The 20,609-nt window shown below is 40.7% G+C and carries 17 protein-coding genes; 12 read left to right on the plus strand and 5 right to left on the minus strand.

All coding sequences use genetic code 11. From position 1 onward, the window contains the following. The first annotated feature begins 17 nt into the window (after nucleotides 1-17). The 7 genes from ACH30E_RS03740 (at nucleotide 18) to ACH30E_RS03770 (ending at nucleotide 9,280) form a co-directional block, all read left to right on the plus strand. Entirely contained in the window at nucleotides 18-980 is a 963-nt protein-coding gene (locus ACH30E_RS03740) for an N-acetylornithine carbamoyltransferase (RefSeq protein WP_490823687.1), read from the plus strand. After that, nucleotides 980-1,765: an acetylglutamate kinase gene (gene argB / locus ACH30E_RS03745; RefSeq protein ID WP_490823688.1), complete on the plus strand. Its 786-nt coding sequence runs from the start codon at nucleotides 980-982 to the stop codon at nucleotides 1,763-1,765. The genes ACH30E_RS03740 and argB overlap by 1 nt, the downstream gene beginning before the upstream one ends. 1 nt (nucleotide 1,766) lies before the next feature. Continuing rightward, nucleotides 1,767-2,852: a M20 family metallo-hydrolase gene (locus tag ACH30E_RS03750; RefSeq protein ID WP_490823689.1), complete on the plus strand. Its 1,086-nt coding sequence runs from the start codon at nucleotides 1,767-1,769 to the stop codon at nucleotides 2,850-2,852. Nucleotides 2,853-2,902: 50 nt separating this feature from the next. Then, a complete protein-coding gene (argH, locus tag ACH30E_RS03755) occupies nucleotides 2,903-4,240 on the plus strand; it encodes an argininosuccinate lyase (RefSeq protein WP_490823690.1) in 1,338 nt (445 codons plus the stop codon). Nucleotides 4,241-4,316: 76 nt separating this feature from the next. Next, a complete protein-coding gene (bamJ, locus tag ACH30E_RS03760; protein WP_490823691.1) occupies nucleotides 4,317-5,045 on the plus strand; it encodes a BamJ family beta-barrel-assembly machinery protein in 729 nt (242 codons plus the stop codon). 218 nt (nucleotides 5,046-5,263) lie between these two features. Continuing rightward, complete coding sequence (locus ACH30E_RS03765; RefSeq protein WP_490823692.1) at nucleotides 5,264-8,077, plus strand: outer membrane beta-barrel protein; 2,814 nt, start codon at nucleotides 5,264-5,266, stop codon at nucleotides 8,075-8,077. Nucleotides 8,078-8,185: 108 nt separating this feature from the next. Then, nucleotides 8,186-9,280, plus strand: coding sequence for an MBL fold metallo-hydrolase (locus tag ACH30E_RS03770; protein WP_294988284.1), 1,095 nt, complete (start codon nucleotides 8,186-8,188; stop codon nucleotides 9,278-9,280). Nucleotides 9,281-9,360: 80 nt separating this feature from the next. Here ACH30E_RS03770 and ACH30E_RS03775 read toward each other — a convergent pair whose 3' ends face one another. Beyond that, nucleotides 9,361-10,188 carry a GLPGLI family protein gene (locus tag ACH30E_RS03775; protein ID WP_294988282.1) on the minus strand — a complete coding sequence of 276 codons (828 nt, stop codon included), beginning with the start codon at nucleotides 10,186-10,188 and terminating at the stop codon, nucleotides 9,361-9,363. A 171-nt stretch (nucleotides 10,189-10,359) separates the two neighbouring features. On the opposite strand from ACH30E_RS03775, the gene ACH30E_RS03780 reads away from it, so the two are divergent. The 5 genes from ACH30E_RS03780 (at nucleotide 10,360) to ACH30E_RS03800 (ending at nucleotide 15,558) form a co-directional block, all read left to right on the plus strand. Beyond that, the gene (locus tag ACH30E_RS03780; RefSeq protein WP_294988279.1) at nucleotides 10,360-12,189 is read left to right on the plus strand and encodes a sensor histidine kinase; all 1,830 of its coding nucleotides are present in this window, start codon (nucleotides 10,360-10,362) and stop codon (nucleotides 12,187-12,189) included. 16 nt (nucleotides 12,190-12,205) lie between these two features. Then, nucleotides 12,206-12,889 (plus strand): response regulator transcription factor, encoded by a 684-nt coding sequence (locus ACH30E_RS03785; RefSeq protein ID WP_490823693.1) that lies wholly within the window; start codon nucleotides 12,206-12,208, stop codon nucleotides 12,887-12,889. Nucleotides 12,890-12,992: 103 nt separating this feature from the next. Further along, nucleotides 12,993-14,183, plus strand: a complete 1,191-nt coding sequence (gene kbl, locus ACH30E_RS03790) for a glycine C-acetyltransferase (protein ID WP_490823694.1) — start codon at nucleotides 12,993-12,995, stop codon at nucleotides 14,181-14,183. A gap of 31 nt (nucleotides 14,184-14,214) precedes the next feature. Further along, the gene (locus ACH30E_RS03795; protein WP_490823695.1) at nucleotides 14,215-15,051 is read left to right on the plus strand and encodes a penicillin-binding transpeptidase domain-containing protein; all 837 of its coding nucleotides are present in this window, start codon (nucleotides 14,215-14,217) and stop codon (nucleotides 15,049-15,051) included. Between the two features lie 9 nt (nucleotides 15,052-15,060). Further along, a complete protein-coding gene (locus ACH30E_RS03800) occupies nucleotides 15,061-15,558 on the plus strand; it encodes a deoxycytidylate deaminase (protein WP_490823696.1) in 498 nt (165 codons plus the stop codon). An 11-nt stretch (nucleotides 15,559-15,569) separates the two neighbouring features. Here ACH30E_RS03800 and ACH30E_RS03805 read toward each other — a convergent pair whose 3' ends face one another. The 4 genes from ACH30E_RS03805 to ACH30E_RS03820 all read right to left on the minus strand — a co-directional run bounded on the left by ACH30E_RS03805 (nucleotide 15,570) and on the right by ACH30E_RS03820 (nucleotide 20,507). Continuing rightward, nucleotides 15,570-16,607 carry an LLM class flavin-dependent oxidoreductase gene (locus ACH30E_RS03805; protein WP_490823697.1) on the minus strand — a complete coding sequence of 346 codons (1,038 nt, stop codon included), beginning with the start codon at nucleotides 16,605-16,607 and terminating at the stop codon, nucleotides 15,570-15,572. 86 nt (nucleotides 16,608-16,693) lie between these two features. After that, nucleotides 16,694-17,695: a Hint domain-containing protein gene (locus tag ACH30E_RS03810; protein WP_490823698.1), complete on the minus strand. Its 1,002-nt coding sequence runs from the start codon at nucleotides 17,693-17,695 to the stop codon at nucleotides 16,694-16,696. Between the two features lie 46 nt (nucleotides 17,696-17,741). Continuing rightward, entirely contained in the window at nucleotides 17,742-18,902 is a 1,161-nt protein-coding gene (locus ACH30E_RS03815; protein WP_490823699.1) for a pyridoxal phosphate-dependent aminotransferase, read from the minus strand. Between the two features lie 30 nt (nucleotides 18,903-18,932). Continuing rightward, nucleotides 18,933-20,507 (minus strand): flavin monoamine oxidase family protein, encoded by a 1,575-nt coding sequence (locus ACH30E_RS03820; RefSeq protein WP_490823700.1) that lies wholly within the window; start codon nucleotides 20,505-20,507, stop codon nucleotides 18,933-18,935. Nucleotides 20,508-20,609: the final 102 nt, after the last annotated feature.

A 20,609-nucleotide genomic window follows, 5' to 3' on the forward strand; every position in this document is an offset into this window, starting at 1 on the left:
CAGAGAACAAGTAAGCCATGAAACAATTTATTTCTGTAAATGATGTAGCCGATATCAATGCACTGATCAGTAAAGCCATCAGTTGTAAGGCTAACCCACTGCAATACCAGCAACTGGGTGCAGGTAAGCGTATCGGGTTATTGTTTCTGAATCCAAGCCTTAGAACAAGATTAAGCACACAAGTAGCTGCCAGAAACCTGGGTATGGAAGCTATTGTATTTAATGTAGACAAAGAAGGCTGGGCCCTTGAATTTGAAGAAGGTGCAATCATGAGTGGCAATACCGTAGAACATGTAAAAGACGCAGCACCGGTATTGGGTCAGTATTTTGATATCCTTTGTATCCGCACCTTTCCTTCACTGAAAAACAGGGAAGATGATTATAGTGAAATGTTTATACACCAGTTCATTAAATATGCGGGTGTTCCGGTGGTTAGTCTGGAAAGTGCCACACTACATCCTCTTCAATCTTTAACTGATCTGGTAACCATCACTGTAGAATTAAAAGCTAAGCCTATACAACGTAAGCCCAAAATTGTATTAACCTGGGCACCACATATCAAACCCCTGCCGCAATGTGTGGCCAATAGTTTTGCTGAATGGGTAAATGCATGGGGTGAGGCAGACTTTGTGATTACCCATCCGGCGGATTATGAACTGGCAGAAAAGTTTACCAAAGGCGCAACCATTACACATGACCAGGATGCGGCATTGGCGGGAGCTGATTTTGTTTATGTGAAGAACTGGAGCACTTATACCGACTACGGTAAAGTATACGAAAATGACCCGGCCTGGATGCTTACAGAAGAGAAAATGAAAGTGACCAATCAGGCGAAAGTGATGCATTGTTTACCCGTAAGAAGAAATGTTGAATTGAGCGATGAAATGCTTGATGGGCCACATAGCCTTGTTACAAAGCAGGCCGGAAACCGCGTATGGGCGGCACAGGCTGTATTACATGAAATGCTTACCTCAAAATAATGATGCAGGAACCTCTATATATCATAAAGATCAGCGGTAACATCATTGATGATGAACAAAGGCTTGATGCTTTTCTTAAGCAGTTTGCAAAACTGGAGGGCAATAAAATACTGGTTCATGGTGGCGGAAAACTGGCCACCAAAATGGCCGAACAAATGGCTATCCCGCAAAAAATGATCGACGGCCGTCGTATAACAGATGCCGATACCCTGCGAATAGTAACAATGGTTTATGCGGGTTATATAAACAAACAGATTGTAGCAAAATTACAGTCGATGGGCACCAATGCATTAGGTATTACTGGTGCAGACGGTAACGCCATACTAGCCCATAAGCGGCAACATGCAACGATTGATTATGGTTTTGTTGGAGATATTGATATGGTTAATGCAAACCTGTTTGATCAATTATTACAACAAAATACGACCGTCATAATTGCACCGATTACACATGATGCCAATGGACAATTATTAAACACCAATGCAGATACCATTGCACAGGAAATTGCCAAGGCATTAAGTGGACAATATCAAACAAACCTTGTTTATTCTTTTGAGAAAAAAGGCGTTTTGACAGATGTAAATGATGATAATTCGGTTATAAATACATTAGATAGAAAGAATTACGAGCATTTGAAATCAGCAGGCAAAATATTTGCAGGAATGATTCCCAAGCTTGATAATGCATTTGCTGCAATTGAAGCAGGAGTTAGTAAAGTGATTATTGGCCAGGCAGAAGAACTAACTTTACTCATAAGCGCTAAATCAGGAACCACGATACAATAAAATGGGTACGCCATTAAACATATTATACGAACAATCTGTCGGACTGTTGAAAGAACTGATTGCCATTCCTTCTTTCAGCAAGGAAGAAAATGTTACAGCGGATCGCATTCAACAATTCCTGGAAACAAAAAATATACAGGTTAACAGACACCTGAATAATGTATGGGCAACAAACCTGCATTTCAATCCTGCAAAACCAACTATCTTATTAAATTCACACCACGATACCGTAAAACCCAATAAAGCATATACAGTGGATCCCTTTTCTCCAATAGAAAAGGATGGGAAATTGTTCGGGCTGGGAAGTAATGACGCTGGTGGACCATTAGTAGCTTTGATGGCTGTTTTTCTGCATTATTATGATGCTGAACAGTTGGCTTATAATTTTGTTTTCGCTGCAACGGCTGAAGAAGAAATTTCAGGGAAGAATGGTATTGAAGCTTTGCTTCCTTTATTACCCGAAATCGCATTTGGCATTGTGGGTGAGCCAACACTCATGCAAATGGCAGTAGCGGAAAGGGGATTGTTGGTATTGGATGCAGTTGCTTCAGGTAAACCTGGTCATGCAGCTAGAAACGAAGGAGAGAATGCCTTATACAAGGCAATGAGAGATATTCAGTGGATTGAAAACTACCAGTTCGAAAAAGTTTCAGAACTATTAGGTCCGGTGAAGATGACGGTAACAGTGATCGAGACAGAAAATAAAGCACATAATGTAGTACCAGCTTCCTGCAATTTTGTAATTGATGTTCGGGTAAATGAGTGTTATGTATTTGAGGAAGTCATTGATACTATTCAGGCCAATCTTCAATCTGTCATAAAACCACGCAGTCTTAGGATGAAATCAAGTAGTATTCCACTCGATCATCCTTTGATTATGGCCGGAAAAAAACTGGGCAGAAGTTGGTATGGCTCACCCACCACATCAGACAAAGCACTGATGCCCTTTCTTACCTTGAAAATGGGGCCAGGTGATTCAGCGAGAAGTCATAGTGCAGATGAATTTATTCACCTGCATGAAATATCAGCAGGTATTGAATTGTATATAGCATTGTTAGAGGAACTAATGCAGCAGCAGAGAAGTTAAAGGAGACAAGTATTTCCTAACCGGGCAACCAAATCATTAAATGTAAACACATGAAACTCTGGCAAAAAAGTAGTACTGTTTCAGAAGCGGTAGAACATTTTACTGTAGGGAAAGATCGTGAAATGGATCTGTTACTGGCGCCATTTGATGTACTTGGTTCTATTGCCCATGTAACCATGCTGGCAGAAGTAGGTTTGTTGACAAAAGAAGAAGCTATACTGGTAAATAAGGAACTACGTAATATCTATAAAGAAATTCAGGATTCCCCATTCACCATTCACAAAAACATAGAAGACATTCACTCACAGATTGAGTTTATGCTTACTGAAAGAATAGGGGAAGCAGGTAAAAAAATACATAGCGCCAGAAGCAGGAACGATCAGGTATTGGTAGATATTAAATTATTTCTGCGTAATGAAATAAGACTGTTGGCAGAAGAAGTACAAAACCTTTTTCAATTACTGCAGGTTCAAAGTGAGAAGTTTAAGGCGCATTTATTACCAGGTTACACGCACCTGCAATTGGCCATGCCATCCTCATTCGGTTTGTGGTTTGGTGCATATGCGGAGAGTCTGGTAGACGATATCACTACATTACAGGCAGCCTATAAAGTGGTAAATAAAAATCCATTAGGCTCTGCAGCAGGTTATGGATCTTCTTTCCCTATCAACAGAACACTTACCACCAAACTGCTTGGTTTTGATGACCTGAATTATAATGTTGTATATGCACAAATGGGAAGGGGTAAAGCAGAACGAATTACAGCAATGGCGATGGCAAATATTGCTGATACGCTTAGTCGGATGAGCATGGATATGTGTTTGTACCTGAACCAGAATTTCGATTTTGTGCAATTTCCGTCAGAGCTTACAACCGGATCCAGCATTATGCCCCATAAGAAAAACCCCGATGTGTTTGAACTCATCAGGTCGCATGCCAATAGAATAAAAGCATTGCCAAATGAAATAATGCTGATGACCACCAACCTGCCTTCCGGATACCATCGCGATCTTCAATTGCTGAAAGAGCATTTGTTCCCGGCATTTAATACCCTGGGGCAGTGTTTACAAATGGCACACCTGATGCTTTCATCTATTGAGGTGAAAACCAATATCATGCAAGATGAAAAGTACCTGTATGCATTTAGTGTAGAAGAAGTAAATAAGTTGGTACTTCAGGGAGTACCCTTCAGAGATGCTTACAAACAGATCGGCATGTTGATTGAAGAAAACAAATTTGAAACCAATGCGACCCAGGTTAACCATACCCATGAGGGCAGCATCGGTAATCTTTGTAATGATGCGATTCAATCCATGATGGAAAAAGCAATGGCAGGATTCCAGTTTGAAAAAGCTGCAAACGCCGTTCAAATGTTGTTGGAAAATTAAAGTCGGTGGAATAGTGACCGCATTCTTGGCGCAATCCCTAAAATATTGTTGTTTTGATGCTCTTAAACCAGAAATGATGCGAATAATATTTTCATGCTTAGTTGCATTTGTAGTGGCAGGTACTACTTATGGCCAAACAAAAACAACTAAACCTGCAGCGCCAAAAACTACTAAAGCACCTGTTAAAACGGTAGTAAATCCTTTGAAAAACAGTAAAGATTCTGCCAGCTATGCACTTGGTATCAGGATTGCTCAAAACCTCGAAAACCAGGGTATGGGTAATTTGAATGTGGCAATATTGCAAAGGGCATTGTCGGATCAATTGCAAAAGAAGAAAATCATTATCCCTGAAATCGCACTCGATGGATGTATACAGGATTTTATATCGGAAGCAAATGAAGCGAAGATGGGAGAGATTAAAAAGCAGGCCAAAACCTTTCTTGATGCCAATGCCAAACGTCCGGGGGTAATTACATTACCTAGTGGTTTACAATATGAGATCATAAAAAATAATCCTGATGGCGTAAAGCCGGTCGCTACTGATCAGGTTAAATGTCATTATCATGGAACATTGATCGACGGAACCGTTTTCGACAGTTCAGTTGAACGCGGTGAACCCATTGTATTTTCAGTAGGTGGTGTAATCAAAGGCTGGCAGGAAGCATTACAATTAATGACCGTAGGAAGTAAATGGAAGCTATACGTGCCCTCCGATTTAGCCTATGGTGATAACCAGGCCGGACCAAAAATTGGTCCTGGATCTACCTTAATCTTTGAAGTAGAGCTTATTTCAATAGAAAAATAATCACACAATAAAGAAACCTTAAAAGCCAATGTTATTACGCATTGGCTTTTTTCATGCTCTTAATATGAATCCAGATGGCTCTCCCATGGACTATGGACCATGGACCAAAGCCCATAGCCCCTAGGAAAGCCATTAACCTTTATTAACCTTTCCCCAAAGTTCATTAACCGCTTTTAGATTTCGACGACCCTACTTTTGGTTTATTAAAATCAAAACTAATGTTTAAGTACGTCGCTACACTGTTGATTATTGCACTTTTACCCGCTTTCTCAGAGGCGCAAAATACCGGATCCGTAAAAGGGCATGTATTTGATACGGCCACTAATCGTGGACTGGCATATGCAACTGTTTCTATTGTAGACAGCAAAGATTCTACCCTTGTTACCTTTACCCGTGCCGATTCTACGGGTAAGTTTAATTTTAAAACGCTTGAAAAAGGTTCATACCTGATTTCAGCTTCCTATGTTGGTTATGTGCCTGTCTGGAAATCAATTGAAGTAACTGCTGGTAATATGCTGGACCTTGGTCAACTGATACTAACCGATGTACTTAAAAGTAATGATGTAACGGTTACAGCTAGAAGGGCCCCGGTAACCATCAACAATGATACGGTTGAATTTAATACCGAAAATTTCAAAACACAACCCAATGCAGTGGTGGAAGACCTGTTGAAACGATTGCCCGGAGTTACAGTCGATACCGATGGAACAGTAAGGGTTAACGGACAAAAGATTAACCGCGTTTTGGTTAACGGCAAAGAGTTTTTTACCGGTGACCCGAAAATCGCTACCAAAAACCTGGATGCCGATGCAGTAGATAAAGTACAGGTATTTGATAAAAAAAGTGATAGAGCCGAATTTACCGGAATTGATGATGGTAATTCAGAAAAAGCCATCAACCTGAAACTCAAAAAAGACAGGAACAAATCTACCTTCGGAAGAATTGCAGGAGGCGCCGGGGGCGACGATGGCCGATATGATGCCCAAACCAATATTAACCGATTTAATGGCGATCAGCAATTATCACTGCTGGGTATGGCTAACAACGTTAATAAGCAAGGATTCAGTTTAAATGATATCATGAACTTCACTGGCGATCTGGCGCGAGGTATGCGTAATACCGGAGGCGGAATTAGTATTAGTATCAATAGCGGAGGGGGTGGTGATAATGGACTGCCAGTAACCGGACTTGGACAAAACCAGCAGGGTGTGGCTACAACCTATGCAGGTGGTGTAAATTATAATGATTTATGGAACAAGAAATCAAATGTAAATACCAGCGGTATGTTCAGCGATATAGACCTCGCTACCAATCGAACTACCAATCGCCAGAATCTGCTACCCGGTAACAGTTTTGATTATCTAAGCAATAGTAATTCAGCAAGAAGAATACAACAACAAAGATGGAACGGAGGTTTCGATCATAAATTCGACAGTTTGATTTCTTTGAAGGTAACACCTGTTGTTTCTGCGCAGCAGAATAATAGCCGCACTTATAGTAGTTATAGCTCAACCAATACAAGCGGACAAAAAATAAATGATGGTTTCAGCGATAGCAGAACAAATTCAGAAGCCCTGAACCTATCTGCTACTGCTTTGTACCGCCAGCGTCTGAAGAAAAAGGGGAGAACCATTTCCGGTAATTTCACCCTCAACTATAACGATAGTAAACAAACAGGAGACCTGTACACCCGTAATACCTTCTATGCGGCAGGAGTGCCTTTGCGCGACTCTATTACTAATCAGAAAAACAGCAGGAATGCCATCACCCGAAATTTCGGAGCAACCATTACCTATACCGAACCCATTGGATCAAAATCATTGCTGGAAATCACTTCATTTTATAATACCAATAGCGGTCAGAGCGATCGAAAAACATATGACTACAACAGTGGTTCTGGAAAATATGACCAATATAATACGGTGTTGAGTAATGATTTTACCAGTAGTTATAATTATGGTGGAGGTACACTTAATTTCAGATCGAATATGAAGAAGTTTTCTTTAACTGTTGGGTCATCATTTCAGTCTGCCATACTTAAGAGTACCAATAATACCAATGGTAATGTAATTGAACAACATTTCTCTGATCTGTTGCCGAGTGCCAACATACAATATAAGTTGGCATCGACGAAAACATTATCTCTGGGACTGAATACATCTACTACTCAGCCGTCAACGGCTCAGTTGCAGCCCATAGCGGATGTGAGTGATCCATTGAATACGTATACTGGTAATCCAAACCTGAAAAGAAGTTATGTGCAATCACTAAACCTGAGCTTCTTTTCAACCAATATCTATACACAAAGAAATCTCTTTGCCTTTATTTCTGCTACCAAAACCAATAATGCCATCGTAAATTCCGATGTAATACAACCCAATGGAGCCAGGGTGTCAATGCCGGTTAACGCTGATGGACAATATTTCGTATTTGGAAGTGTGAATGCAGGTTTTCCCATTAAGAAACTAAAATCAAGGATCGATATTGGGATCAATACGAATTATACCAGAAATATTGCTTTCCTGAATGGCGCAAGAAACAATATTGCCAACCTGGGTGTAGGGCCATCGCTTAATTACAGCTTTAATAAAGACGGCTTAATGGATATCAATGCATCTGCACGTTTGAATATAAGTAAGGCAACTTACAGTTTACAATCCAGGCTGAATACCAACTATCTTCAGCAGACATATAATATTGAAATGAATAATTATCTGCCACTTGGATTAATAATGAACAATAGTTTCAATTATACCATAAACTCAGGAAGGGCAGATGGCTTTAATACCAAAATACCCTACTGGAATGCATCCCTTGCCAAATCGTTCCTGAAGAACAAACGCGGGGAATTGAAACTAACCGTATATGATCTGCTAAATAAAAACGTTGGAGTGAACAGGTCTGCGAACCAGAACTATATTGAAGATACCCGCTACAATGTGTTGCAACGTTATTTTCTCCTGAGTTTTACGTTCAGGTTAAATAAAGCAGCTTCAAGTGGGGGAGCCCGTATTATCACCAGATCATTCTAATTTTTCTCATGCTCATATTTATCAGTACTCCCTTCCTGTTTAGGAAGGGATTTTTTTTATGCAATATTTTAATAGCTCAATCGTCTTAAACGAGTAGAAATATATGTTATGGTCCTATTTATAGGTGTATTATTATTGTTGGTGCTGGCTGTTTATGCTTTTGTTCGGACAGAACCATTTGGAAGTCTTTCGGCCGGAGCTAGAAAGCAGCGAATTGAACAATCACCCAATTACCGTGATGGTAAATTTCAGAACCTTAGTCATACGCCCGATCTGGCAGAAGATGCCAGTTATTATAGTGTAATAATGGAATTCTTTTTCCGTAAAAAAGAAAGACCCAGGCCAACAACTGAACTGCCCGCCTTGAAAACGTCCTTAAAACAACTCGACCCTTATGAGCAGGTATTGGTTTGGATGGGTCATTCCTCTTATTTTATTCAGGTAGATGGCAAAAAAATATTGGTAGACCCTGTATTTAGCGGAGCAGCATCACCTATCTCATTTACCACCCGTGCATTTACTGGTGCAGATAAATACACAACAGATGACCTTCCCAATATCGATTATCTTTTTATATCTCATGATCACTGGGATCATCTTGATTTTTCTACCATTCAAAAAATAAAAAACAAAGTAGCAAAAGTTATTACCGGATTAGGAACCGGCGCACATTTCGAACGCTGGGGGTATAGTGCGGATCAGATCATGGAGTTCGATTGGTATGAACAGGCAAACCTGGATGAAGGAATAAGTGTTACCGTATTACCGGCCCGTCATTTTTCAGGAAGAGGCTTTAAACGTAATCAGTCGCTATGGGTATCCTTCGCATTGCGTTTACCCTCAATGAATCTTTATTTAGGAGGTGATAGTGGGTATGATGATCATTTCAAAGCTATTGGTGATGGCTACGGTCCTTTTGATCTTGCCATACTTGAATGCGGTCAGTATGATCAAAACTGGAGATACATTCACATGTTACCAGAGCAGATAATGCCCGCAAGCAGGGAGCTGAGGGCTGCAAAATTATTACCGGTGCATTGGTCAAAATTCACCCTTGCCAATCATGCCTGGGATGAACCCATTGTTTCCCTTCTGAAAACAACAAAACCCGAAGATCCCCAAATACTCACGCCAATGATTGGTCAGAAAGTTGATTTGGTAAATCCTTCGGGTTTAGTGAACTGGTGGGAGAAGGTTAGGTGATAGGTGTTAGGTGTTAGGGTTTAAATTGTAATGGCAAATGGCTAACACCTAATACCTAACACCTAACTGCTAACATCAAACTACCCCCCAAACCTGATTCCGCCTCCATTCTGAAACTGTTGCTGCATCATATCCATTCGCAGTTTATTGAATTCAGCAGAAGTTACCGATTTACCTTTTTTAGGTTCTTTCAGCATTTTCTGGTCTACTTCTTTTTTTATTTCTAATGCGTTGTAAACAGTAGCTGCATTATCAATATCTAACTGCAAAATCACACCAGGCAACTGACCGTAGCTTTCTGGTCCTACAGGACTAATAATATCCTGTGCATACCAGGCTACTACTTCTATTTCGCGGCCTACTGGGGTTGTGGTATCTCTTGAAGTATTTCCTCCCGGTCCACCGATAACCATCATCCTGGTTTGCTGTGGCGGCATGGTTACTTTTCTGGTTGCTTTTAAACAGGTATAACCGAGGATCTGTTTGGTTTCATTGATCAGTTTCCAGGGTTGTTGTTTAATAGAATCGCTGATCAGGTAATTCTTACCTGCCAGTTCTGAACTGAGGATCGATTTGGATTGTGTAAAATTTTTATACAATTCACCTGCATCAGAGCCAGTGTTAAAAGAGAAAGACATTCTCATTCCACCACCACCGGCACCGGCACCACTTGCAAATGGATCAGGAGCATCATTTTCAGGAATCATCTTATAAAGGGAAATACTGTCACTGAAAATCAACAAATGTTTACTGATACGAAATTCAGGGATCATGGCCTTCATCTGTTCACTGGTAATTGAACGATGTGCATTCACCTTTCGCTCATACATAATGGTGCCCTGTTTCACCTGGGCCTTAATTGTGCCAAAACTAACAACAGCAACAATCAGGAAAAATACTTTCTTCATGTAGGTTTATTTATATTGAAAACTTTAATACGGGGCTCTTGCCCTTAATTTTGAACGAATCAAAACTAATACGGGTCAGTGTTAAGCATTCTTGCTTAAAGGTTAATTTAGGTTAATGGATTTGCGATGCAGGGCATAGAAGCCCCTACCTTTGCAATGAGATTGAACAACATGAAAAAACTACAGCTATCCATGATATTAATGACAGCCACCGTGCTGTTGCTGGCAGCATTCGAAGGCTACTGGCTGCATAAGCTGTATAAAGATGAACATGCAGGACTGAAGAAAGAAGTAGACATTAGTTTTCGTGAAACCATGAATAAACTTCAGTTATCACGATTTGAAAAAGATACCACGCTTATTGCTCAAAACATTACCGTACCATCACCTAAAGTAATAGCCTACGGAACTACTGGGAAAAAGCCAAAAAAAGACTCTGGGAAAATAATCAGTGCCGCCAATGTTTTATACAGGACTATTAACGGTCCAATTGAATTAAATAATATTCCTGCTGATTCAATTCAGTCTGTTTCGGTATTCAAATCTGGATTTAGCTTTAAAGGTGCACCTAACCCGGCATTGATAGAGCTGATTATGAAACAGGCAAAATCAAATGCCCGCGATTCATTCGACCGTATCATTGTTCGATTCGATTCTACGATGAAGGAAGAAATCAACGGAAAAATAAACCATCAATTCTCTAAAGGATACAGTATTAGCGTTACTACTAAAGACAGTAATTCATTAAAGCATTTACCTGATTCTGCTGGTAAGAGAGGAATACAAAATATTGTATCAAAACCAGGTATACAAGTTATCAAGAAGCCTTCATCTGGCAGAGAACCTGCCGGCAGTACAAAAAAGCTGGAGATAGTACCAGCACAAACCGTGCATTTTACTGAAAGGATAATGCCGGGTGCAGGAACAACATCGCCAATCATTCGATTTTTATCCAACAATAAAACCATTAACGATTCAATACCTGTTAAGCAGGTTGATTCAGCCTATCGCGTTGCTTTAGGAAAAACAAATAAAAAATTACGTTTCAAGATATCGTTTGAATCCTTCAAGGACAGTATTCCAAATAGATGGCAGTTTAAGCGGGATACAACAGATGCGATTATTACCGATAAGGTATTTGTAGGCTACAACACACCTTATGCATATCAGGCAAGTTTTGAAGGCACTGATATGTATGTGCTGGGAAAAATGCAGATGCAGATTGGCGGATCATTGATTCTATTATTATTGGTAGCAGGTTCTTTTATCATGTTATACCGTAACCTGTTGGCACAACAAAGACTGGCTGAAATAAAAAATGATTTCATCAGTAATATTACCCACGAGCTTAAAACCCCGATTGCAACAGTAGGTGTGGCTATTGAGGCACTTCGGAATTTTAATGCGATTCAAAGTCCGGAAAGAACCAAAGAATACCTCGATATCTCTGCTGCTGAACTACAGCGCTTAAGTCTGCTGGTAGATAAAGTACTCAAACTGTCTATGTTTGAAAAGCAGCAGATTGAATTGAATAAAGAACCTTTTGATTTGAAAGAACTGATCGAAGAGAATCTTCGCATAATGAAACTCCAGTTCGATAAACAAAAGGCTCAGGTTCATTTTACTGCCGGAAATCATAGTTATATGATTGAAGCAGATAAACTACACCTTACCAGTGTTGTTTATAACCTGCTGGATAATGCACTGAAATACAGCAATTCGAAGGCTGAAATCAATATTGAAATGGATATGCCTGATAAGGATACCATTTCATTAAAGATTCAGGATAATGGAATTGGTATTGCACCACAGCACCAAACAAAAATATTTGATAAATTCTTCCGGGTACCTACTGGTAATAAACATAATATCAAGGGCTACGGCTTAGGACTTAGCTATGTTGCGCAGGTAGTGAAAAGTCATAAAGGAACGATCCGTGTTGAAAGCGAGCCGGATAAAGGAAGTATATTTATTGTGACATTACCCGTAAGGGATTTATAAAAGACTGTCTGTACCTATGCCAATAAAAGTATTATACGTAGAAGATGAATTGTTTCTCGGTAAAATCGTAAAAGAAACACTGGAAACAAGGGGCTTTGAAGTGATTATGGAATCTGATGGTGCAGATGTTATCCGCTCTTTTGAAGATGAACAGCCAGATATCTGTATTCTCGATGTTATGTTACCCAACAGAAGCGGTTTTGAACTGGCTGAAGATATCCGCAAACTGAACGATGATATCCCGGTTATTTTCCTGACTGCAAAAACACAGACGGAAGACGTAGTGCATGGATTTAAAATTGGGGGCAACGATTATATCCGTAAACCATTCAGCATGGAAGAGCTGATTGTACGGATTGAAAATGCATTGCGGGTAAAGAAAGAAGATGTTCCAGCCGAAATGGGCGATACAATTGTTATGGGTAAATATAGTTTCCATCTCAATAAACAATTACTCAGCAACGGCAGCTCCGAGAAAAAGCTGTCATACAGAGAAGCTGAACTACTTAAATACCTCTACCAAAACCGCAATGCGGTAATTGACCGCCGCGACCTCCTAAACCATATCTGGGGCAACGACTCATTCTTCAACAGCCGTAACCTAGACGTCTACATCACCAAAATCCGCGGCTACCTGAAAGACGATCCGAGTCTTGAAATTATTACGATTAAGGGGGTGGGGTATAGGTTTGTTGTTTAACAGACGAACAGAGGAATGTCCAATGTCCAACTTCGAAGTTGGATGTTCGATGTTTCTCTGTTTCTCTGTTTCCTCTATCTTTGCACTCCATAAAAGCAACGCCATGAATGAAAAATTTGTTGCCCGGATAGGGGAAGAGCTTCGTGAAATCGAAACAGCAGGGCTTTTTAAAAAAGAACGGGTAATTACCAGTGAGCAGGGACCAGAAATCGTTGTGAATGGTAAATCTGTATTGAATTTTTGTGCCAATAACTACCTGGGGCTTTCTTCTCACCCAAAAGTGATTGAAGCTGCCCATAAAGCCATCGATACCCATGGTTATGGTATGAGCAGTGTTCGCTTTATCTGTGGAACACAGGATATTCATAAAGAACTGGAAAAGAAAATAGCCGACTTTCTGGGTACAGAAGACACTATTTTGTACGCAGCAGCTTTCGATGCCAATGGCGGCGTATTTGAACCTTTATTTAATGAACAGGATGCCATTATCAGTGATGCGTTAAACCACGCATCTATTATTGATGGTGTTCGCTTATGTAAGGCACAGCGATTCAGGTATGAGCACAACAATATGGAGGACCTGGAAACAAAACTGAAAGAAAGTTCCGGCTGCAGAAATAGAATTATTGTAACCGATGGCTCTTTTAGTATGGATGGAACCATTGCACAACTCGATAAAATCTGCGACCTGGCTGATCAATACGATGCTATTGTAATGATTGATGAATGTCATTCCTCTGGCTTCCTTGGTAAAACCGGTCGCGGTACACATGAATACCGTGGTGTAATGGGTAGAATTGATATTATTACTGGTACACTCGGTAAGGCATTAGGCGGTGCAAGTGGTGGATTTACCTCAGGTAGAAAGGAGATCATTGAAATGCTGCGCCAACGCAGTCGCCCTTATTTATTTTCCAATACAGTAGCGCCATCAATCGTAGGTGCGTCAATTGCTGTATTAGATATGCTTACCGAAACTACGCAGCTTCGCGATCAACTGGAATACAATACCAAATATTTCCGGTCAAAAATGACGGAAGCCGGATTTGATATCAAACCCGGTGATCACCCGATTGTTCCAATCATGTTATATGATGCAGTAGTGGCACAAAATTTTGCCGCAAAACTCCTGGAAGAAGGGGTATATGTAATTGGTTTCTTCTATCCGGTAGTGGCAAAAGGATTGGCACGTATTCGCGTACAGTTAAGTGCGGCTCACCAACAACAACACCTCGACAAAGCCATTGCAGCTTTCACTAAAGTTGGAAAAGAACTTGGGGTATTAAAGGGATGAGTATTATTTTGACAAGTGTAAATTGAAACCTATGCGTTCTCTAAAAAGTTTTCTTGGAGTCTTTTTTACTTTAAGTGTATTGCTGATAGCCTGTTCACCCAACAATGTGAAAGAGGATAGCAGTCTGAAGAAATATTTTGATGAAAATAATGTAACGGGCACATTCGGACTTTTTGATAATGGTACCGGACAGTTTACGATTTATAATTTATCCCGTTTCAAGGATTCAGCCTACCTGCCAGCTTCCACATTTAAAATTGTGAACTCGCTGATTGGTATTGAAACAGGGCGTATTACCAACGAGAAAATGCCGATCAAATGGGATGGAGTGGTACGTGTTTTCCCGGGTGGAGATACTGCCTACGACTGGAACCGCGATATGAATATGGAAGAGGCTTTTGCAGCATCAGCACTGCCTTATTTTCAGGAAGTAGCCAGAAGAATAGGAAAAGATACGATGCAGCGTTGGTTAGACAGCCTGCAGTACGGGAACAAACAAATTGGTGGCGCAGTTGATTCTTTCTGGATCAACAATACTTTGAAAGTTACACCGGATGAACAAATGGGCTTAGTAAAAAGACTCTACTTTGCACAATTGCCCTTCCAGAAACGAACACAGGAGATCGTGAAAAAACTGATGATACGCGAAACCAACGCTAATTATCAGTTGGCTTATAAAACAGGACTGGGATTCAGGGAAAATGGAAATCTGTTGGGATGGGTCGTTGGTTGGATTGAAGAAAACAAACATCCTTATTTCTTTGTGCTTAATACGGAAGGAGATAAAGACGCTAAAATGATTGCCGCACGTATGAATGTATTGAAAGCAATATTGAAAGAACAGGGATTTTTTGAAGGAAAGCGTTAATTGTTAAACATGGGAAAAAGGCAGGGCTATATTAGTTGGGATGAATATTTTATGGGTGTGGCCTTATTATCGGCTAAACGCAGTAAAGACCCAAATACGCAGGTAGGCGCCTGTATTGTGAACGACAAGAACAAGATAGTTGGCGCAGGTTACAATGGCCTCCCCATCGGTTGTCATGATGATGAATTTCCCTGGAGTAAAGAAGGAGACTTTCTCGATACCAAGTATCCTTTTGTATGTCATGCAGAATTGAATGCCATCCTGAATAACATAGGCATGGATCTGAAAGGCTGCAAAATTTATACGGCATTATTTCCCTGTAATGAATGTACCAAAGCCATTATACAGTCAGGAATAACAGAAGTAGTTTACCTCTCAGATAAATATGATGGTACGGATGCCTCAAAAGCATCAAAGCTTATGCTGGATAAAGCAGGCGTACAATATCGAAAAGTAAATACATCACTCTCCAATATCTTACTATCGTTTAAAGAAGAAGATGTATAATCTCCAATAGTTTAGGCAGACCTACCGAGGGCCTTTCTGATAGCAGGAGCAATGCGGCTGCCAAAAATTTCGATCGACTTCATCAAATCTGCATGCGAAGGTCCACCAACATCCATATGTGCAGCAAAGCGTGTGAAACCAAGGGTTTCATGAAGTTGTAATATTTTATCGATGGCTTCATTTGCCTCCCCGATAATTAATGCACCGCTCGCACCCCTTCCAAATTCAAACTGTTCTCTCGTAAATGGCGACCATCCACGCTGGCGGCCTATTCGATTCATTTGACCTGCATAGAGTGGGAAGTATTTATCTGAAACCGTTTTACTGTTCTCTCCAAAGAAAGCATGCATATGAACACCCATCTGCAGGTTTTCTTCTGGATGTTTGAAATGCGCATATACTTTCTGGTAATAATCGAATAAGGGTTTGAACTGCGCCGGACTACCACCGATAATGGCAAAAATAATGGGGAGTCCGTATCTGCCGGCCCTTAAAACCGACTCTGGTGTGCCACCAACTGCAATCCACATATCCAATAAATCATTGAAAGCACGCGGGTAAACAGATTGGTTTACAACAGGGGTCCTGAACTTACCTTTCCAACTGATGGTTGGCTGTTGGTTTACCTGAAACAGCAGGTCTAGTTTTTCTTCGAATAAAGTATCATAGTCTGCAAGATCAAAACCAAATAGCGGAAAAGACTCTGTAAAACTTCCCCTTCCGACAACCAGTTCGGCCCTGCCTTTCGATAATTGATCGATACTGGCATATTGCTGGTATAAGCGAATTGGGTCTGCAGAACTTAATACAGACACTGCACTACCCAGCTTTATATTTTTGGTTACCGTGGCGGCTGCGGCAAGGATAATTTCAGGTGCGGAAACCGCATATTCCGGCCGATGGTGTTCCCCTATTCCAAAAAAATCAATATCAAGCTCATCCATAAGTTTGATTTCTTCGATCATTTCTCTAAGACGCTGACCAGCGGGAATACTCACTCCCGCTTCAGTAACATGAACATCTCCAAACATGCCTATACCCAGTTCCATTCGTATATTTTTTACAAAGGTACAAAGCATTTAGGGAGCTGCTGTATGCTAAAAGAAATGCGTTGTCATTAAACTGTTATAAATGCTTAGTGCTTTCTTTCCTTCGCTAAAACCATTACCTCATTGATGATGAATGTGTCTCCATTACTTGTTTCCAGATTGTACACTTTTTGGTTCCCTTCAGGAGTTTCTTGTTTGTTCCAGACTTTGAATGGCAGGTACTCGCCTTTGTTGTTGTCGAAGCAAAGTATCCATTCGCCTTCATTTACTTGTCCGATTTTTTTATCTCCCATATTGGTCAGCACGGGATGATTTGGAGTAGCTGTAATTGATTTTATTTTCAATGAAACAATGTTGACATTGTTTTCAATTGATTCTTCTGCGTGTAATAAGGTGAGCCTGGTTATGGCGTAATTACGTTGTTCATGTTCCACCAGTTTATTAACGGTAACGGTAACCGGGGTTTTTGTGATAGGGTCTATGGTTATAACCTTTTCTCCTGATTTAACCTCCTGCATTGGTTTATGGCTACCATCTGCCATGGTTACCTGAACATCGCCGGGAAAACAAATGTCTGAACCGTAAGTTCCAGATTCCTTTGAAAGATCCTTACCCTGGTTGGCAGCTTTGTAAAGCTGAAAGCCAAACTCTTTCGACAAAACATAAGAAAGCTTTAATACAAAATTGCTTTCTACTTTATCGATGGCATGTATGTCTGCAAAGTATTTCTCCCATATTTTTCCATCGGCCCTGAAACCAGGTAAACAGGCTTTGTATATTTTACCAGTTTCATTGGTATAAAAAATAAGGGTACCCAGTTCAATCATACCTTCTTTGAGCAGGAAACGATACAGGTCTATTCGTTTCTTTTTGCCGTCATCACCAGTTATAAAATAAGGCTTACGCGATTCATATCGATCGAGCACATAGGTATTCTCAAATTTTACATAAGTATCGTTGTCGAGGTCTTTCACATCGAAGGACCTGGCTTTTTCGTATTCCGATAAGCTGATGCTCCTCGGAGCATCCTGCGCATTAACAGCGGTGCAAAAGCTAAACAAACAAAAAGCAAGAATAAAGCGAAGCATAAGGCGTGTAGTTGCTGGTTTGGTTAAATGATTTGTTTGATGATGATTAAGATATTTCCTTGAAGGCTGCGGCAAATGCCTGCATTTCATCCATTCTGCCAATGCTTACCCTGCACCAGTTTTTATTGTTGAATTGCCATGCGCGTATGCTAACACCTCGCTTCGACATTTCAGTAACAAACTGTCGCCCTTCCATTTTAATGGGGAACAATACAAAGTTGGCATGCGATGGTATATATTCATAGCCTTCCTGCTTCAATACATCGTAGAGGTATTTTTTGGAAGCGGCTGTTTTTTGTAAAGCATCATTCAGGAAAGCAGTGTCCTGGTAAGTAGCAATAGCAGCTTGTAAGGAAGTGTTTGATAATCCCATGGCACCGGGTGTATACAAAGAAAGTTGTTTGATCATGGCAGGTTGCGCGGCACAATAGCCAACCCTTAATCCTGCAAAGCCATACAGTTTTGAAAAAGTTCTTGCAATGATGATGTTTTTACCCCTGGTAATTAAATCCATCATACTGGCCGCTTTAGGGTCGGGCAGGTAATCAATATATGCTTCGTCTATCAATACAGGTACTTTATCAGCAACCCTTTCACAAAATGATTTTAATGCAGCGGTATCCAGTGCACAGGCGGTTGGATTGTTGGGGTTGCAGATATAAACCAGTGAAGTATTGGCATCTACTTTTTTCTCCATTTCAACAAGATCGAGCTGGTAGTCAGTTGTGAGTGGTACTTTAACCCATTTGCCATTTAAACGCGCAGCTTTTGATGGAAGGTCGTCGTAACTGGGGTCTCCTGAAATAATATTACCACCCTGCTTACTGAAATGAATGGCAGCTGCCAGTAAAAGGGGTGAAGAACCCGAACCCAGCATGATGTTTTCCAGCTTAAGTCCTTCGAAGTCAGCAATCTTTTTCATTAACACGGCTGTTTGTCCAAATGAATATTGATAGCTGCTTGCCAATGCATCTTCAATAGCTTTTTTAGCAAGATCAGAAGGCCCGAAAGGATTTTCGTTGGCCGATAGCCTTGCCTTTATTTCTGCTGCTACATTTTCGAAAGCAACGGAATCGTCCGATAAATTTTCGTAGCAGGCAAATTGTGGTGCAGGCATAGCTTTCAGCAGGGAAGGCAATGCAGGGAGCGTACCAGCAGCCAGTAAACCGGTTCTCAACCATTTGCGGCGATTTATTTTGTTTGACATAAGACAGTTTTATGGTGAATGAATGAAGCGTTATGATTTTCCTACACGTGAATGCAATGCTTTTACGGTTTCGCGTGCCGATTCAAAAGCACCGGCCATCCAGGCATTCAGGTAGGTAAGATGCTCTCCGGCAAAATATACCTGCTTGTCTGGTTCTAACATAGCCTGATAGGTGGAAGCTCTTTCCTCACTATTGTATAAGGCCCAGCCACCCATGTTGTACTTTGTTTTATGCCAGCTAACCGAAAAAGATTTTTCAAATGTTTTTGCATACTGCGGGTGAATACTACCTCCTTTTTCCAGTGCCAGCGCTTCTCTTGCCGCATAACTCAACTCACCTGTTCTCTTTGCTTTTTCGTTGAAGTTGTAATAGCCAATCAATACCCCTTTATCGCTTAAATAATCATTGGATGGGTAGAAGATTTGTGTGAGCTCGCTGTTGGTATGGGTAATACCACCATAAATATGTTCGTCTTCTTCCCAAAACCTTCTGTTAAACTGCAGGCCAATTTTGCCGGTAGTGATATAATTACCAAAATCAATAGCCCTGCTAACCTGCGATGAGAAATTGTGGTCAATATTGCTGAGTACAGGAAGTGGTATGGTACAGATACAGTAGTCTGCATCAAAACTTTGAGTGCCATTTTTTGTTTTCACGTTTACACGAACGCCATCTGTTGTATTCTTTATTGCGGTTACTACCTGCTCATATTTTATTGGATTACGTAATTTCTTTTCGAATGCTTTGGCAATATTATCCATACCACCAATGGCCTGAAACATGGTCATCTGTAGTTCGTAAGTGTATTCGGCAACATTATAAAAATCGGGTTCCATAAAGCCGGCACCTATAATATCAGAAAGGGCATAGGCATTACTGATTACACCAGCTTTATTGCCTGCTCCGGGGTTAACCTGGTACCCACGCCTGGCAGAAGCCTTGTACAATTTATCCGGGTCGAGTCCGCCTTCAGCGCGCAGGTAAGCAATGATTTTTTCACTGTCTTCATTGGTCATGGCGCTATCTAACTGGCGCTGGTCAATGGCTTTAGCCAGCATCTCACACATATAGCCGCGTATATCGTTGTGAATTTCCCTGGCCCTTAGTTTTTTGTTATTAAGCTTGCCTGTTCCTTCGCTAAAAAAGTAGGTCGATTCATTGATATTATTGTAAACCTGAATCGGCACTTTTAATTCACGGCAATAGTGAAGAGTAAGCTGGTGGTTATGTGGTATGCGCGAAGGGCCTGCGTTGAAATACAGTCCTTCATCAAAACCTGCTTTTTGTAAACCTCCGTCTGTTTCTTCATGCAGGTCGCCTTTTCTAACACTCCAGCACCTGCCACCAGATCTGTTGCGGGCTTCCAGAATGGTACACTGGTAACCCAGTTTCTCAAGTTCATAAGCACTGGCCAAACCTGCCAGACCTGCGCCCAGTATCAATACTTTTTTACCCTGGTGGTGTTGCTCAAGATTAAATGCCCGCACGGGGGCTGCGGCCAACATGCCCATGGCCATCATTGCCGGGTAGGTACCTCCGGCAAGCATTCCTGAGCGACTAAGAAATTGTCTGCGTGAAAGATTCTTCACATTAATATATTTCAAATATTATATTAATAATGAAGCAGGCAGTCGAAGAAGATTTTTACAAGAAAAAAATAAATAATTATTGAATATACAGCAAATGGAAGAATTATTAAAATGAAA

Source organism: Sediminibacterium sp. FW305-C-61 (assembly GCF_058231065.1).

Excerpts from the sequence above, each read along its gene's own strand:
- ACH30E_RS03795 (WP_490823695.1), top strand. The coding sequence starts at position 14,215 with ATGCGTTCTCTAAAAAGTTTTCTTGGAGTCTTTTTTACTTTAAGTGTA.
- ACH30E_RS03785 (WP_490823693.1), top strand. The coding sequence starts at position 12,206 with ATGCCAATAAAAGTATTATACGTAGAAGATGAATTGTTTCTCGGTAAA.
- argB (WP_490823688.1), top strand. The coding sequence starts at position 980 with ATGATGCAGGAACCTCTATATATCATAAAGATCAGCGGTAACATCATT.
- ACH30E_RS03810 (WP_490823698.1), bottom strand. The coding sequence starts at position 17,695 with ATGCTTCGCTTTATTCTTGCTTTTTGTTTGTTTAGCTTTTGCACCGCT.
- ACH30E_RS03805 (WP_490823697.1), bottom strand. The coding sequence starts at position 16,607 with ATGGAACTGGGTATAGGCATGTTTGGAGATGTTCATGTTACTGAAGCG.
- ACH30E_RS03765 (WP_490823692.1), top strand. The coding sequence starts at position 5,264 with ATGTTTAAGTACGTCGCTACACTGTTGATTATTGCACTTTTACCCGCT.
- ACH30E_RS03770 (WP_294988284.1), top strand. The coding sequence starts at position 8,186 with ATGGTCCTATTTATAGGTGTATTATTATTGTTGGTGCTGGCTGTTTAT.
- ACH30E_RS03750 (WP_490823689.1), top strand. The coding sequence starts at position 1,767 with ATGGGTACGCCATTAAACATATTATACGAACAATCTGTCGGACTGTTG.
- argH (WP_490823690.1), top strand. The coding sequence starts at position 2,903 with ATGAAACTCTGGCAAAAAAGTAGTACTGTTTCAGAAGCGGTAGAACAT.
- bamJ (WP_490823691.1), top strand. The coding sequence starts at position 4,317 with ATGCGAATAATATTTTCATGCTTAGTTGCATTTGTAGTGGCAGGTACT.
- ACH30E_RS03775 (WP_294988282.1), bottom strand. The coding sequence starts at position 10,188 with ATGAAGAAAGTATTTTTCCTGATTGTTGCTGTTGTTAGTTTTGGCACA.
- ACH30E_RS03800 (WP_490823696.1), top strand. The coding sequence starts at position 15,061 with ATGGGAAAAAGGCAGGGCTATATTAGTTGGGATGAATATTTTATGGGT.
- ACH30E_RS03740 (WP_490823687.1), top strand. The coding sequence starts at position 18 with ATGAAACAATTTATTTCTGTAAATGATGTAGCCGATATCAATGCACTG.
- ACH30E_RS03780 (WP_294988279.1), top strand. The coding sequence starts at position 10,360 with ATGAAAAAACTACAGCTATCCATGATATTAATGACAGCCACCGTGCTG.
- kbl (WP_490823694.1), top strand. The coding sequence starts at position 12,993 with ATGAATGAAAAATTTGTTGCCCGGATAGGGGAAGAGCTTCGTGAAATC.
- ACH30E_RS03815 (WP_490823699.1), bottom strand. The coding sequence starts at position 18,902 with ATGTCAAACAAAATAAATCGCCGCAAATGGTTGAGAACCGGTTTACTG.